Genomic DNA, 14,151 nt, shown 5'->3' with positions numbered 1-14,151 from the left:
GGATCGCCGTGCGGTACCGCCGTGCCGGGCCGCGGGCGGCGCCGGTCAGGCCACCGACAGCACCTGGTCGCTGATCATCCGGGCGCCCCCGATGACGCCGGCGGTGCCGTCCAGCTCCGACAGCACGATGGGCAGGTTGCCGGTGGCGAGCGGCGCTGACCGCCGGTACACCACCGAGCGGATCTCGGCGAGCAGCGGGTGCCCGAGCCCGGCGACGCCGCCCGAGATCACCACCAGGCCCGGGTTGAAGAAGCTGACCAGCCCGGCGAGGATCTGCCCGAGGCGCCGCCCGCCCTCGCGGACCATCGCCACCGCGACCGGATCCCCGGCCGCCGCGGCGGCCGCGACGTCGGCGGCGGTGACCTCGCCCGCCTCGGCCAGCCGCCCGGCGAGGAAGGCCGAGCGGCCCGCGCGGGCGGCCGCGAGCGCGTCGCGGGCGAGCGCGGCGCCGCCGAAGAACGCCTCCAGGCAGCCGGCGTTCCCGCAGGCGCAGAGCGGGCCGGCGTCGTCCACCCGGATGTGGCCGATGTCGCCGGCGCTGCCGGACACGCCCCGGTAGATGCGGGACCCGACGACGATGCCGCAGCCGATGCCGGTCCCGATCTTGACGAGCAGGAAGTCGTCCACCGTCCGGGCCGGCCCGGCGTGCAGCTCGCCGAGCGCCATGATGTTCACGTCGTTGTCCAGCAGCGCCGGGCAGCCGAGCTCGGCGGCGACGGCGTCGCGCACGGGGTAGCGGTCCCAGCCGGGCATGATGGGCGGGGCGACCGGGACGCCGTCGCGGAAGCTCACCGGCCCCGGCACGCCGAGGCCGGCGCCGTGGACCTCGGTGAACAGGCCCCGCTCGCGCAGCGCGCCGAGCATCGCCATCGCCCGGTCGAGCACCGCCGCCGGCCCCGAGCGGACGTCGCACGGCTCCGACAGGTGCCCGAGGATCTCCAGCTCGCCGCTCGTCACCGCGACGTCCACCGAGGTGGCGCCGATGTCCACGCCGACGAAGCGGAGCCGCGACGACAGGCGCACGATCCCCGAGCGGCGGCCGCCGCGCGAGGCGGCGAGGCCGGCCTGCTCGACGAGCCCGAGCACGGCGAGCCGGTCCAGCTCGACCGCGAGCTTGGACCGCGCCAGCCGCACGACGTCGCCGAGCTCGGCCCGCGAGCGCGGGCCCTCGTCGCGCAGCAGCCCGAGCAGCCGCGCCTGGTGAGCGTTCTCCGGTCGCGCCATCCGCATCGTCCGCCCCCGTCCGGTTCCGCCGCCCAGTCTAGGGTCTTCGTCCTCTCACAGGACGAAGTCGGCCCCCGTGCTGCGGGTGCGACGGCGTTCGCGGCGGAGGGCGCGGCCCTCGGCGGCGTACCAGCCGAGGGCGAGGACGAGGGCGAGCGCGATCTCGGCGGCGTCACCGCCGTAGTACATGAGCTCGGCCCCCCGGTGCAGGTCGGCCGGACCGAAATCCGTCCCGGGCGGCGGGGCCGCGTACAGCGACCGGGCCAGGACGGCGTGCGCCGCGCCCGCCGCGACGAGCGTCCCGGCCCGCAGCGGCAGGGACGAGCGGTGCCGCAGCGGCTCCACCTGGCAGATCGCCAGGGTGAACAGCAGCCCGGCCGCCAGAACGTGCAGGTGCACGAGCATGTGCAGCGGCATCGACTCGTGCGTCCGCTCGAACAGCGGCGTCCGGTACAGCAGCCACAGGCCGCCGACGTCCAGCAGCGCCGCGACCGGCGGCCACACCAGCGCGGCGGCGGGCCGCGACCGGACGGCCGCCAGCAGCGTCCGGCGCGCCCGTCCCGGCGGCAGCGCGCGGAGCGCCAGCGTCACCGGCCGCGCGAGGACGAGCAGCAGCGGCGCGTACATGCCGAGCAGCAGGTGGCCGGCCATGTGGCCGGTGAACTCGCCGCCCGGCATGGGCAGCGCGACGGCGGCGACGACGGCCGCGGTGCCCGCGGCGAAAGCGGCGTCCCGCAGCCACGGCCAAGAGTCACCGCGCCGCCGCAGCCGGGCGGCGGCGGTCAGGTAGAGCAGGCAGACCGCGAGGGCGGAGGCGACGAGGAGCGTCTCGGCGAGGAGCATGTCAGCCCTTCCGCAGCGCGAGCACGCCCGCGATCAGGAGCAGGACGGCGATGACGTTCCACGTCCAGTCGTAGGGCGCGATCTCCACGTGGTAGCGGATCTGGTGGAGCCGCAGCAGCTTGTGCTGGACCGTCCCGTCGTAGAGCTGGAAGCCGCCGGCGCCGAGCAGCACGCCGCCGGCGAGCGCCCAGCGGGCGGGCCCGCCCCGGCGCGCCAGGTCGGCGACCATGACGAGCCCGATGACGACGGCGAACCAGCCGAAGGCGTGGAACAGCCCGTCCGACACCAGCCCGGCCGCCGGCGTCGACTTGTCGTAGAAGTGGTGCCAGTGCAGGAGCTGGTGGAAGACGGTCTCGTCGACGAACGCCGCGAACCCGACGCCGACGAGCACCCCGGCCCAGATCGAGCGGGTGCGCGCCGGCGCGCGGGACGGGGCGGCGGCGGACGCGGTGGACGCCATGGCGGTCCCCTCCTCATGATCGGCATAACGGCCCCCTCCGGCTACCCGCTCGAGGCCCGGCGCACGCATGCCGCCGCGCGGGCCGTCCGGCGGTCGTTGACAGGGAAGTCGCCACTTGCCTATCGTGCGGGGGTGGCGGACGAGCTGTTCAAGGCGCTGGCCGACCCGAACCGGCGGCGCATCCTGGACGAGCTGACCGAGCGCGACGGCCAGTCGCTGTTCGAGATCTGCGGCCGCCTGGCCACCCGGTACGGCCTCGGCCTCACCCGCCAGGCGGTCAGCCAGCACCTCGCGGTCTTGGAGGCCGCGGGGCTGGTGACGGTGCGGCGCGAGGGCCGCTACCGGTTCCACGACCTGGACACCGCACCGCTGGAGCACATCGTCGAACGGTGGCTCCGGCCGAACGCGCCGGAGGACGGCCGATGAGGATCCACCTGACCAGCGTCTTCGTGGACGACCAGGAGAAGGCCCTGCGCTTCTACACCGAGGCGCTCGGGTTCGTACCGAAGCACGACGTGCCGCTGGGGGAGTTCCGCTGGCTGACGGTGGTGTCGCCCGAGGACCCCGGCGGCGCCGAGCTGCTCCTGGAGCCCGACCAGCACCCGGCCGTCAAGCCCTTCCGGGACGCGCTCGCCGCGGACGGCATCCCGGCCGCCGCCTTCGCCGTCGAGGACGTCCGGGCCGAATTCGCGCGTCTCACCGGCCTCGGGGTGCGCTTCACCCAGGAGCCCCTGGAGATGGGTCCGGTCGTCACCGCCGTCCTCGACGACACCTGCGGCAACCTCATCCAGCTCGCGCAGCGGACCGGCTGACGGCGCCGCCGTCGCGCCGACCGGGCGCGGGCCGCGCCCCGGGCTGTGCCACGATGGGGGCGAAATGAGCGCATCAACCGAGCGCCTGCGGGCGGCCATCGCGGAGAACCTGCGGTACGCGCGCGGGTCGCGGGGGTTCAGCCTCCGCGACCTCGCCGAGCAGGCGGGCGTCAGCAAGGCGCTGCTGTCGCAGCTGGAGCGCGGCGTCGCCAACCCCACCATCGAGGTGCTGTCGGCGGTCGCCACCGCGCTGGACCTGGACTTCACCGACCTGATCCGCACGCCCCTCTACGAGCCGCAGGTGCTGCGCGCCGCCGCCGGGGAGGGCGCCCGGACGCTGTTCTCCAGCCCCGACCGGCGCCGCTTCGAGGTCTACGAGACGACGCTCGCGGCCGGGGAGCCCCGCGACAGCGCCCCGCACGGCCGCGGGTCGGAGGAGTTCGCCTACGTGCTGGCGGGCGAGGTCGTCCTGGAGAGCGGGCAGTGGACGGTCCGGCTCGGGCCCGGCGACGGCGCCCGCTTCTCCGGCGAGGCCGAGCACAGCTACACCGCCGGCGGCGGGACCGCCCGGCTGCTCACCCTCCTGTCGATGCCGTCGGACTGACGGCGGGCCGCAGCAGCACGAGGCCCCGGTAGGCGGGCGACCCGTACCAGGCGAGCCGGTCCAGCGTCGCGGCGGGCAGCGGCAGGTCGGCGGCGTCCAGGTAGGTCTCGCCAAGGTCGGCGTCGGTCCACGGGTCGTTGGCGTAGAAGACGTCGCCGGCCGCGCCGTGGACGGTGATCCAGTGCGGGCAGCTCTCGGCGTGCATGCCGAGCTCGTCGATGAGGACGAGCGCGACCGCGCCGCCGGCGAGCGCCTCGCGCAGGGCGGCGAGGCCGAACGTCTCGGTCCGCACGTCCAGGCCGCGGGCGGCGGCCTCGGCGCGGAACCCCGACTGCAGGAACGCGCGCAGGTCGCGCTCCTCGTCGTTCCTGCACAGCTCCAGCAGGATCGGCTCCTCGGTGGACAGCAGCACCTGCGGCGCCGCGCCCTCGTCGGCGGCGGCGAGGGCGAGGCCGAGCGGTTCGCAGCCGCCGACGGTGGTGGCGGTCCGCCAGAGCCGCATCTCGTCGGCGCGGTCCGGCTCGCCGCGCAGCCCGAGCGCGGCGAGCCCCATCTGCAGGGCGACGGGGCCGCAGGTGAAGTCGGTGGTCTGCCGCATGTAGGGGACGGCGCGGCGCGGCGCCGCGTCCCGCCAGCGCACCAGCCCGAACCGCTCCTCGGCCCGGTGCGGGCCCGCGACCGGCCCGGCCCAGCGCGGGACCGGGACCTCGACGTAGCCGCGCTCCAGCGCGCGCCGCCACGCGCCGTCGCGGGCGGCGAACTCGCGCTTGACGGCGACCGCGCCGTCCCGCCAGGCCCGCTCCTCGACGTTCTCGACGAGCAGGTCCCCGGCGGCGTCGTCGGCCGCCCACACGTCGACGATCTTGCGGTAGGCGGTCAGCGGGCGGTGCGCCTCGAAGGCGGCGGCGACGAGCGCGCCGCCGTCGCGGGCGGTGACCAGCGCGGCCTCCTGGACGCCGCCGTGCCGGTCCCAGCGCCGCAGCAGCTCCGCCGGGACGCCGGTCAGGTCGGCGGCGCCCGCCGCCGTGCCCGCCACCGGCAGGACGTCGATCACAAGTCGCGACACGTGGTGCCTTTCTCAGTCCGCGGCCGGGAGGCTCGCCAGCAGCCGCCGGGTGTAGGGGTGGGACGGCGCCGACAGCACGCCGGCGGCCGGCCCGCTCTCCACGACCGCGCCGCGCCGCATGACGTAGACGCGGTCGGCGACCTGCCGGGCGATGGCGAGGTCGTGGGTGATGAACAGGAGGGTGAGGCCGAGGTCGCGGCGGAGCCCGGCGAGCAGGTTCAGCACGCCGGCCTGCACCGACACGTCCAGCGCCGACACCGGCTCGTCGCAGACGAGGACCCCGGCGCGGGGCGCGAGGGCGCGGGCGATCGCGACGCGCTGCCGCTCGCCGCCCGACAGCGCCCGGGGGCGGCGCCGCGCGTACCCGGCGGGCAGGCCGACCATGTCCAGCAGCTCGGGGACCTCCGAGCGGGGGCGCCCGGCGGCGCGCAGCGCCTCGGCGAGGGACGCCCCGACGGTCATGCCGGGGTTGAGCGCGGAGTAGGGGTCCTGGAAGACGATCTGGACGCGGCGCGGCCCGGCGGGCGCGCCGCCGACGTCGACGGTGCCCGCGTCGGGGGTCTCCAGGCCGACGACGCAGCGGGCCAGCGTGGTCTTGCCCGACCCCGACTCGCCGACGACCGCGACGGCCTCGCCCCTGCCGACGTCCAGGTCGACGCCGTCCAGGGCGGCGGTGCCGCGGAACCGCTTGGCGATCCCGCGCACCGTCAGCGCCGCCTCGCCCGCCACCGCCGCTGCACCGGCGGGCGCGGCGGGTTCGGGGGTCGGGACGGTCGTCTCGGCGGTGCGGATGCACGCGCTGAGGTGCCCCGGCGCGACCTCGACGGCCGGGGGAGCGGCGGTGCGGCAGGCGTCCACGGCCAGCTCGCAGCGCGCCGCGAACGGGCACGCGTCCCCGACGGTGAACGGCTGCGGCACCGAGCCGGGGATGGTCGGCAGCGTCGCGAGGCGCCGTCCGAGCGGCGGGTCGCAGGCGGCGAGCCGCGCGGTGTAGGGGTGCGCGGGGGCGCGCAGGACGTCGGCGGCCGGGCCGGCCTCGGCGAGCCGCCCCGCGTACATGACCAGGATGCGGTCGGCGCGGCTGCGCGCCAGCCGCAGGTCGTGGGTGACCAGGATCAGGCCCATCCGCCGCTCGGCCTGGAGCCCGGCGACGAGGTCGAGGACCTCGCGCTGGGTGGTGACGTCGAGCGCGGTCGTCGGCTCGTCGGCGATCAGCAGGTCGGGGCCCGCGGCGAGCCCGGCGGCGATCGCGACGCGCTGCCGCATGCCGCCCGACAGCTCGAACGGGTAGCGGCCCGCAACGTCGGCGGGCAGGCCGACCTCGGCGAGCAGCGCGGCGACGCGGTCGGCGCGGCGGCGCCGGTCCGCGACCGCCCAGCCGATCTGCTCGCCGCACCGGTGCACCGGCGACAGCGAGGTGAAGGGGTCCTGGAGCAGCAGCGCGACGCGGGCGCCGCGGATCCGCCGCCAGCCGGGCGCGGACCCGTCGGGGTCGACGCGCTCGCCGTCCAGCTCGATCTCGCCGGACGCACGCACGCCGGCGGGCAGCAGCCCGCTCAGCGCCTTCACCGCCATGGACTTGCCCGACCCGGACTCGCCGACGATCGCGACGGTCTCGCCGTGCCGGACGGTGAGGTCGAGGCCGGCTACGAGGACGCCGGACGGGCCGGTGACGCGCAGGTCGCGGGCGGCGAGCAGCGGCGCGCTCATCGGGCCGCCACCTTCCGGTCGAGGGCCTCGGAGACCCCGTCGCCGAGCAGGTTGACGGCGGTCGCGGTCGCGATGATCAGCAGGCCGGGGACGATCGCGGCGAGCGGGTTGTCGCCGAGCAGCTCGCGGCCGTCGGCGAGCTGCCGCCCCCAGTCGGGCGCGCCGGGCGGCACGCCGAGGCCGAGGTAGGACAGCGAGGAGAGCGCGACCAGCGCGAACGCCACGTTCAGCAGCAGGTTCGCCACGACGACGGGGACGATGTTGGGGGTGAGGTGCCGGAACATGATCCGGGCGGGGCGGACGCCGAGCACCCGCGCCGACTCGATGTAGGGGCGGGACGCCTGCTCGATCACCGCGGCGCGGACCAGCCGGACGTCGGACGGGGAGAACAGCACCACCAGCACCGCCACGGTGATCCAGTAGCCGCCGCCGAGCAGCCCGGCGACGACGATCGCGAGCAGCACGGCGGGCAGCGCGAGCACGAGGTCGGCGTAGCGGCCGACGAGCTGGTCGAGCAGCCCGCCGCGGTAGCCGGCGACGGTGCCGAGCAGCACGCCGACCAGCATCGAGCCGGCGGCGACGAGCAGCGGCCCGGCGAGCGCCGAGCGGGCGCCGGCGAGGGACAGCTGCAGGATGTCGCGGCCGAGCTTGTCGGTGCCGAGCAGGTGCCCGTCCACGCCCGCGCCGACGGTGCCGGTGTAGATGTCCTGGTCCAGGGCGTGCGGGGCGATCAGGCCGCCCGCGACCGCGCAGACCGCCACGGCGGCCAGCAGCAGGACCGACAGGGCGATCGTCGCGGGGAGGCGCCGGAGCCGGGCGGACGGGCGGGTCACGACCGCACCGTCCGGTTGCGGACGCGCGGGTCGATGGCCAGGTAGGCCAGGTCGACCAGCAGCGCCGTGACCGAGACGACGGACGCGACGAGCACGGTCAGCGCCTGCACGACGGGGAAGTCCTTGAACAGCACGGCGTCCTCCAGCAGCGCGCCGAGGCCCGGCAGCGCGAACGTCACCTCGATGAGGACGGTGCCGCCGAACAGGTAGCCGACCATCAGCCCGAGGCTCGTCACGATCGGGATCGCGGCGTTGCGCAGGACGATCCGCAGGACCGTGCCGCGGCCGAGGCCGCGGCTGCGCGCGAACGTCACGTAGTCCTGGTCCAGCTCGCGGACGACGGCGGCGCGCGTCAGCTTCACCACGAACGCGCCGAGCCCGAGCGCGAGCGCGACCGAGGGCAGCACCAGGTGCCAGAGCCCGTCGAGGAACCCCTCGCCCGTCCCGTAGATCGGGAACCAGCCGAGGCCGACGGCGAACACGTACAGCAGGATGAGGCTGACGGCGAAGCCGGGGGCGCTCACGCCGACGACCGAGCCGCCGACGAGCAGCCGGTCCGCCCAGCGCCCGCGGCGGAGGGCGGCGGCGACGCCCGCCGGGACGCCCGCCAGCACCGCGAGCGCGAACGCCAGCCCGGAGATCGCGGCGGTGATCCCGACGCGGTCCAGCAGCATCCGGCCGACGGGGCCGCCGGTCCGGATCGAGGTGCCGAAGTCGCCGGCGAGCGCGTGCCCGGCCCAGTGCCAGTACTGGACGAGGAACGGCTCGTCCAGGTCGTACTGGGCGCGGATCTGCGCGAGCGCCTCGGGCGTGACGTTCTTGGTGCCGAGCAGGTTGCGGGCGACGTCCCCGGGGGCGAGGAACATCAGCCCGTACACCAGCAGCGACAGCACGAGCAGCAGCACCAGCGTCATGCCGAGGCGCCGCGCGGCGAACGCGAGGATGCCGCGGTTCACTTCGCGGCGTACACGTGGGACGGCCACGCGCCGAGCAGGGAGTAGGACGTGTAGTCCTTGAACCCGATCGACTCGGCGAGCGCGACCGCCGACTGCCCCCACCAGAGCGGCGCGTAGGCCGCGTCGGCGGCCTGCGCGGCCTGCGCCTGGATCAGCAGCGCGGCGCGCTCGGCCCGGTCCGTCTCCGTCCCCGCCTGCGTGATCAGCGAGGTGACCTTGGCGTTCTTGTACTTGGCGGGGTTGCCCTCGCCGAGCAGCCAGGACGCCAGCTCGCCCGGGTCGCCGGTGGTGTTGAAGTACCACATGTGACGTCCTCTCCGGTCCGAGAAACGGAGATCCCCTCCACGCCGCGCCTGAGGGACGCGGCGTCGGGATGGGTTACCGCTTCGTCGCGCGGTGCCGGAACACGTTCCGGTCTTACCTGCGCTCCACGGTCGTTTAGCCTGTCCGCCCGTCCGGCGGCCAGGATGTTGACGGCGGCGTTGACGTCCCGGTCATGGACCGCCCCGCAGGGACAGGTCCATGACCGGACGTTCAAAGCCATCTTGTCGGTGATGCGCCCACAGGCCGAGCACGTACGGGTGGAAGGGAAGAACCGGTCCACCCGGTGAAAGGCGCGCCCGTATCGGGCGGCCTTGTACTCCAGCATGGCGGTGAACCTCGCCCACCCGGCGTCATGGACACTCTTGGCGAGCTTGGTGCGGGCGAGACCGGTGACGCACAGGTTCTCGACATACACCGCTTGGTTGTCGCGGATGATCTGTGTCGAGAGCTTGTGCTGCCAGTCCCGCCGGGCATCGGCCACTCGGGCATGAGCACGGGCGAGCTTCAGAGCGGCTTTTCTGCGGCGGTTGCTGGCCTTGGACTTGCGTGACAGCGTCTGCTGTAGCCGCTTGAGCTTCCGGGCGGCACGGCGCAGGAACTTGGGAGCGGTGATCTTGGTACCGTCCGACAGCACCGCGAAATGCGTCAGCCCCAGGTCGATGCCCACCTCTGACTCCACCGGCGGCAGCGCCTCATTCTCGACGGTCTGCACGACGAAGGAGGCAAAGTACCGACCGGCCGCGTCCTTGACGACCGTCACCGACGAAGGCTCCGAAGGCAGTCTCCTCGACCAGCGGACCTGCACATCGCCGATCTTCGGCAACCGCAACCGGCCATTATCGAGAACCTTGAATTTGGCGTTGCGGGTGAAGCGCACGGTCTGTCGGCCGTCCTTGCGCGAGCGGAAGCGAGGCAGCGCGACCTTGCATCCCTTGCGGTTGCCGGTAAGTGAAGCGAAGAAATTACGGTAGGCGGTGTTCAGATCGGCCAGAGCCTGTTGCAGCACCACGGCCGACACGTCACCCAGCCACGCCCGGTCCTTGGTTCGCTTGGCCTGGGTGATGACCCGCTTGGACAGTTCGGTGTCCGACACGTACGGCAGTCCCTGCTCACTGGCCTGTCGGCGCAGTATCAAGCCGTCGTTGAACACCACCCGTGCGCATCCGAACGCCTTCGCCAACTCAAGCTGCTGGCCGGGTGTGGGGTAGACGCGGAAGTTGTAGCGCAACTGCACAATGCGACTATATCCACTCGTCCTCGCTTTCCGTGGTCAGTCTGTTGCGTCAAGTATTCAAGCGAGGGTGTCGCCTTATGGTGGCGAGGCCCGTCCTCAGCACGCTGCGCCGGCCGTACAGTGCCGGTCCGTCGGTCCGAACCATGGCGTCTCCCTCAAGCTGTCTACTGAAGCAATCCGATTGGATTGGTATAGTAAACACCCATCAAGGGTGAAAACGCCAGAAGAGCGGATTCTTTGCGCAGGTGAGCGCGGTCACCGCCGTCCGACGCCGCGCAGCAGGGTGTCGACCACCACGTCGGCGGCCCGCGCCGGGCTGAGGTCGGGCAGATCCTCCGCCGCGTGCAGCATCAGCGGCGGCAGCAGCGACGCCGCCCAGCCGGCCGGCAGGCCGGGCCGCACCAGGCCCTCGTCCTCGGCCCGCCCGAGGAACGCCTCGACCTCCCCGGCGAGGCGCCGCCGCCGCTCCTGGATCGCCGGCTCGGTGAGCAGGTGGCCCGCCTCCACCGGCCAGGCGCGGTTCACCGCGACGATCCCCTCCACGTAGCGGTGCAGCGCGACCCCGACGGGCGCCTCGCGCAGCCGGGCCGCCTCGATCGCCTCCTCGACCGCGTCGTAGCGCGCCCCGTACACCGCGAGCAGCAGCTCGTCACGGGAGGCGAAGCGCCGGTAGACGGTGCGCCGGTCCACCCCTGCGGCGGCGGCGATCGCGGCGATGCTGGCCGACGGGTCGTCGGCCAGCAGGCGGGCCCCGGTGCGGAGGACGAGCTCCAGGTTGCGTTGCGCGTCGGCTCTCATACCGCCACGGTACCGGCGACCTTGGCCGTCCATTCGCCACACTTCGGGGGCAGTTGCCGATGGCCGCCCGCCGTCGAATGGCTTAGGTCGTCGACCCCGACGGCAGCGGCTGGTTCCTCCAGGAGATCACCGAGCGGCTGCCCGGCCGCCGACCGCCGCGCCCGCGTCCTCGTCGACCCGGACCGCCGCACCGTCGTCGGCGCGACCTCCGCCGGGCCGGGCGCCGCCGAGCTGAGGCGTACCGGGAATACCCGCGCACCCCTAAGTGCTACATTTGTGTGACAGTTAATCCGAGGAGCAAGGGAGCGGACATGGCCCGCACATGGTTGATCACCGGGGCGTCGCGCGGGCTCGGGCGCGCCCTCACCGAGGCGGTCCTGGCGAACGGGGACCGCGTCGTCGCCGCCGCGCGCCGCCCCGAGGGGCTGGACGACCTGGCCGCCCGGTACGGCGAGCGGATCCGGCCGGTCGCGCTGGACGTCACCGACGCCGCCGCGGCCGCCCGCGCCGTCGAGGAGGCGACCCGGGCCTTCGGCGGCCTCGACGTCGTCGTCAACAACGCCGGGTACGCCAACAGCGCGCCGATCGAGGAGATGGCCGAGGACGACCTGCGCGCCCAGATCGAGACGAACCTGTTCGGCGTCGTCAACGTGACGCGGGCGGCGCTGCCGGTGCTGCGCGCGCAGCGGTCGGGCGTCTTCGTGCAGGTCTCCTCCATCGGCGGCCGCGTCGGCGGAACTCCCGGCCTGGGCGCCTACCAGACCGCCAAGTTCGCGGTCGAGGGGTTCTCGGAGGTGCTCGCGGCCGAGGTCGCGCCGTTCGGGGTGAAGGTCGTCATCGTCGAGCCGGGCGCGTTCCGCACCGACTGGCAGGGCTCGTCCATGGAGCTGCACGAGGTCGGCCCCGACTACGCCGGGACGGTCGGCGCCCTCAACCGCTACCGCCGGGACAACGACGGCGCGCAGCCCGGCGACCCGGCCCGCGCCGCGCGCGCCGTCATCGACGCCGTCGCCTCCGCCGAGCCGCCGCGCCGCCTCCTGCTCGGCACCGACGCCCTGGCCCTGGCCCGCGAGGCCGCCGAGGCGCGCGCCGCCGAGACCGAGAAGTGGGCCTGGCTGAGCGCCTCCACCGACTTCCCGGCCGCGGACGAGGGGCGATGACGAGCGCCGGACCCCTTGTTTTCGCGCCCGGACGGCCGGAGGATCTTCCCACCCCCCACCCCGGAGGATCCACCCCATGGCGACGTCCCTCCAGCACGGCCGGTCCCGGAGCACCGCAGGCGGCGGGCGGTGACCGGGCCCGTCGCCGGCGCGGCCGGCCTCACCGCGGAATGGCTGACCGGGGCCCTCGCGCCCGCCCTGGACGGCGCCGCCGTCACCGCCGTCACGGCCGAGCCGGTCGGCACCGGCCAGGTCTCGGACAGCCTGCGGCTGCGGCTGGACTACGACCGCCCCGCCGGGCTGCCCGCGACGATGGTCGCCAAGGTGCCCGCAGCGGACCCGTCCAGCCGCGCCGCGGCCCGCGCGATCCGCACCTATGAGATCGAGGCCGGCTTCTACGCCCACCTCGCCGCCGGCCTCGACGCCAGCGTCCCCGCCTGCCACTTCTCCGCCTACGAGCCCGAGGCCGACGACTACGCCGTCCTCCTCCAGGACCTCGCGCCCGCCACGTCCGGCGACCAGATCGCGGGCGTCACCGCGGACCAGGCCGCCGCCGCGATCGACGAGATGGCGGTGCTGCACGCCGCCGGCTGGGACGCCCCCGAACTCGCCGCGCTGCCCTGGCTGAACCGGCACGACGCCGAGGCGGCCGCGTTCACCGCCGCGATGGTGACCGGCCTGTACGAGGGGTTCAAGGAGCGCTACGCCGCCCGGCTGGAACCCGAGGTCATGGGCCTGATCGAGGACTTCCTGCCGTCCATCGGCGGCTACCTGGCGGTCGGCGACGCGCCCCCGACGCTCGCGCACGGTGACTTCCGCGCCGACAACCTGCTGTTCGGCGGGCCGCGCCCGGTCGTCCTGGACTGGCAGACCTGTATCTACGGGCCGGGACCGTCCGACCTCGCCTACTTCCTCGGCTCCAGCCTGCCCGTCCGGGTCCGGCGCGACCACGAGGAGGCCCTCGTCCGCCGCTACCACGCGGCGCTCGCCGCGCGCGGCGTCCGGCTGTCCTGGACCGACTGCTGGGACGCCTACCGGCGCCACGCCTTCCACGGCATCGTCATGGCGATCGGCGCCGCGATGCTCGTCGGCCGCACCGAGCGCGGCGACACGATGTTCTGCACCATGACCGCCCGGCACGCCCGCCACGCCCTCGACCTCAAGGCCCTCGCGCTGCTGCCCTGACGCCGCGCGCTCACCCGCCCGCCCGCACGATCCGCTGGACGACCGCGACGGCGCGGGCGAGGTGCGGCTCGGTGCGGTCGGTGCGGTGGGCCAGGGCGAGGTCGACGCCCGCCGCCGGGCGCACCAGCGGCCGGAAGGCGACGCCGTCCAGGGCGAGGGCCGTCACCGGCTCGGGGACGACGGCCGCGCCGAGCCCGCCCGCGACGAGGGTGACCAGCGTGGAGGTCTCGCCGACCTCGTGGCGGATGCGGGGCTCGACCCCGGCGTCCCGGAACAGGCCGAGGACGACGTCGTACATCACCGAGCGGCGGTCGGCGGAGTGCACGATGAGGCCGGTGCCCGCGAGGTCGGCGACCCGCACCTGCGCGCGCGCGGCGAGCCGATGGTCGGCGGGGACGGCGACGACGAGCCGGTCGCGGCGGAGCGGCCGGACGGTGAGGGCGAGGTCGGCGACGGGCGGCCGCAGCAGTGCGAGGTCGATCTCGCCGGTCCGCAGCGCCGCGGCCTGGTCGGGCGCCAGCATCTCGCCGCGGAAGGAGAAGTCGACGCCGGGCAGCTCCCGGGACAGGCCGCGCGAGAGGGCGGGCAGCAGGCTGTAGGTCGCCGACCCCACGCAGCCGATCGCCAGGTGCCCGACGGCGCCCGCCGCGACGCGGCGCGCCTCGTGCGCGGCCTCGTCGACCTCGCCGAGGATGCGGCGGGCCCGTGCGAGGTAGCCGCGGCCCGCGTCGGTGAGCTCGACGCGGCGCGTGGTGCGGTGCAGCAGCTCGACGCCGAGGTCGCCCTCCAGCTGCCGGATCGCCTGCGAGAGCGGCGGCTGCGCCATGGTGAGGCGCTCGGCGGCGCGCCCGAAGTGGAGCTCCTCGGCGACGGCCACGAAGTACCGCAGATGACGAAGATCCATATGGGTGTCATCTCAATCGGCACGGATATTGATACTTC

16 protein-coding genes are annotated in these 14,151 nt (G+C 74.8%); 5 read left to right on the top strand and 11 right to left on the bottom strand.

The window, feature by feature from the left end:
* Window positions 1–45: 45 nt before the first annotated feature.
* From K1Y72_RS17260 to K1Y72_RS17250, 3 genes are read right to left on the bottom strand one after another with little or no spacing between them, the layout of a single operon-like run.
* A complete protein-coding gene (locus K1Y72_RS17260) occupies window positions 46–1,224 on the bottom strand; it encodes an ROK family protein (RefSeq protein ID WP_258572588.1) in 1,179 nt (392 codons plus the stop codon).
* A gap of 54 nt (window positions 1,225–1,278) precedes the next feature.
* Window positions 1,279–2,067: a cytochrome c oxidase assembly protein gene (locus K1Y72_RS17255; RefSeq protein ID WP_220167367.1), complete on the bottom strand. Its 789-nt coding sequence runs from the start codon at window positions 2,065–2,067 to the stop codon at window positions 1,279–1,281.
* Between the two features lies 1 nt (window position 2,068).
* The gene (locus K1Y72_RS17250; RefSeq protein WP_220167366.1) at window positions 2,069–2,527 is read right to left on the bottom strand and encodes a DUF2243 domain-containing protein; all 459 of its coding nucleotides are present in this window, start codon (window positions 2,525–2,527) and stop codon (window positions 2,069–2,071) included.
* A gap of 132 nt (window positions 2,528–2,659) precedes the next feature.
* On the opposite strand from K1Y72_RS17250, the gene K1Y72_RS17245 reads away from it, so the two are divergent.
* From K1Y72_RS17245 to K1Y72_RS17235, 3 genes are all read left to right on the top strand, one after another.
* Entirely contained in the window at window positions 2,660–2,953 is a 294-nt protein-coding gene (locus K1Y72_RS17245; protein WP_220167365.1) for an ArsR/SmtB family transcription factor, read from the top strand.
* Window positions 2,950–3,339 carry a VOC family protein gene (locus tag K1Y72_RS17240; protein WP_220167364.1) on the top strand — a complete coding sequence of 130 codons (390 nt, stop codon included), beginning with the start codon at window positions 2,950–2,952 and terminating at the stop codon, window positions 3,337–3,339. The genes K1Y72_RS17245 and K1Y72_RS17240 overlap by 4 nt, the downstream gene beginning before the upstream one ends.
* A 64-nt stretch (window positions 3,340–3,403) precedes the next feature.
* Window positions 3,404–3,943, top strand: coding sequence for a helix-turn-helix domain-containing protein (locus K1Y72_RS17235; RefSeq protein ID WP_220167363.1), 540 nt, complete (start codon window positions 3,404–3,406; stop codon window positions 3,941–3,943).
* On the opposite strand, the gene K1Y72_RS37180 is transcribed toward K1Y72_RS17235, so the two are convergent.
* The 7 genes from K1Y72_RS37180 to K1Y72_RS17200 all read right to left on the bottom strand — a co-directional run bounded on the left by K1Y72_RS37180 (window position 3,915) and on the right by K1Y72_RS17200 (window position 10,864).
* Window positions 3,915–5,009 carry a peptidase C39 family protein gene (locus K1Y72_RS37180; RefSeq protein ID WP_220167362.1) on the bottom strand — a complete coding sequence of 365 codons (1,095 nt, stop codon included), beginning with the start codon at window positions 5,007–5,009 and terminating at the stop codon, window positions 3,915–3,917. The genes K1Y72_RS17235 and K1Y72_RS37180 overlap by 29 nt on opposite strands.
* A gap of 12 nt (window positions 5,010–5,021) precedes the next feature.
* On the bottom strand, window positions 5,022–6,719 hold the full coding sequence (locus tag K1Y72_RS17225; RefSeq protein ID WP_220167361.1) for an ABC transporter ATP-binding protein: 1,698 nt from the start codon (window positions 6,717–6,719) through the stop codon (window positions 5,022–5,024).
* Window positions 6,716–7,552: an ABC transporter permease gene (locus tag K1Y72_RS17220; protein ID WP_220167360.1), complete on the bottom strand. Its 837-nt coding sequence runs from the start codon at window positions 7,550–7,552 to the stop codon at window positions 6,716–6,718. Before K1Y72_RS17220 ends, K1Y72_RS17225 begins: the two co-directional genes overlap by 4 nt.
* Window positions 7,549–8,508, bottom strand: a complete 960-nt coding sequence (locus tag K1Y72_RS17215; protein ID WP_308287115.1) for an ABC transporter permease — start codon at window positions 8,506–8,508, stop codon at window positions 7,549–7,551. Before K1Y72_RS17215 ends, K1Y72_RS17220 begins: the two co-directional genes overlap by 4 nt.
* The gene (locus K1Y72_RS17210; protein ID WP_220167359.1) at window positions 8,505–8,813 is read right to left on the bottom strand and encodes a hypothetical protein; all 309 of its coding nucleotides are present in this window, start codon (window positions 8,811–8,813) and stop codon (window positions 8,505–8,507) included. The genes K1Y72_RS17215 and K1Y72_RS17210 overlap by 4 nt, the downstream gene beginning before the upstream one ends.
* Window positions 8,711–10,066 (bottom strand): RNA-guided endonuclease InsQ/TnpB family protein, encoded by a 1,356-nt coding sequence (locus K1Y72_RS17205; RefSeq protein ID WP_504739484.1) that lies wholly within the window; start codon window positions 10,064–10,066, stop codon window positions 8,711–8,713. Before K1Y72_RS17205 ends, K1Y72_RS17210 begins: the two co-directional genes overlap by 103 nt.
* 255 nt (window positions 10,067–10,321) lie before the next feature.
* Window positions 10,322–10,864, bottom strand: a complete 543-nt coding sequence (locus K1Y72_RS17200; protein ID WP_220167358.1) for a TetR/AcrR family transcriptional regulator — start codon at window positions 10,862–10,864, stop codon at window positions 10,322–10,324.
* A 311-nt stretch (window positions 10,865–11,175) separates the two neighbouring features.
* On the opposite strand from K1Y72_RS17200, the gene K1Y72_RS17195 reads away from it, so the two are divergent.
* Both K1Y72_RS17195 and K1Y72_RS17190 read left to right on the top strand, forming a co-directional pair.
* Complete coding sequence (locus K1Y72_RS17195; protein WP_220167357.1) at window positions 11,176–12,024, top strand: oxidoreductase; 849 nt, start codon at window positions 11,176–11,178, stop codon at window positions 12,022–12,024.
* 129 nt (window positions 12,025–12,153) lie between these two features.
* Window positions 12,154–13,209, top strand: a complete 1,056-nt coding sequence (locus K1Y72_RS17190; RefSeq protein WP_220167356.1) for a phosphotransferase — start codon at window positions 12,154–12,156, stop codon at window positions 13,207–13,209.
* 10 nt (window positions 13,210–13,219) lie between these two features.
* Here the strand turns inward: K1Y72_RS17190 and K1Y72_RS17185 are convergent, their stop codons facing one another.
* Window positions 13,220–14,113, bottom strand: a complete 894-nt coding sequence (locus tag K1Y72_RS17185) for a LysR substrate-binding domain-containing protein (protein ID WP_220167355.1) — start codon at window positions 14,111–14,113, stop codon at window positions 13,220–13,222.
* Between the last annotated feature and the right edge of the window lie 38 nt (window positions 14,114–14,151).

Source organism: Actinomadura parmotrematis (assembly GCF_019458805.1).
GTDB lineage: Bacteria > Actinomycetota > Actinomycetes > Streptosporangiales > Streptosporangiaceae > Spirillospora > Spirillospora parmotrematis.
Note: the sequence above shows the minus strand (reverse complement) of the source record. Positions and strands in the feature narration are given on the sequence as shown.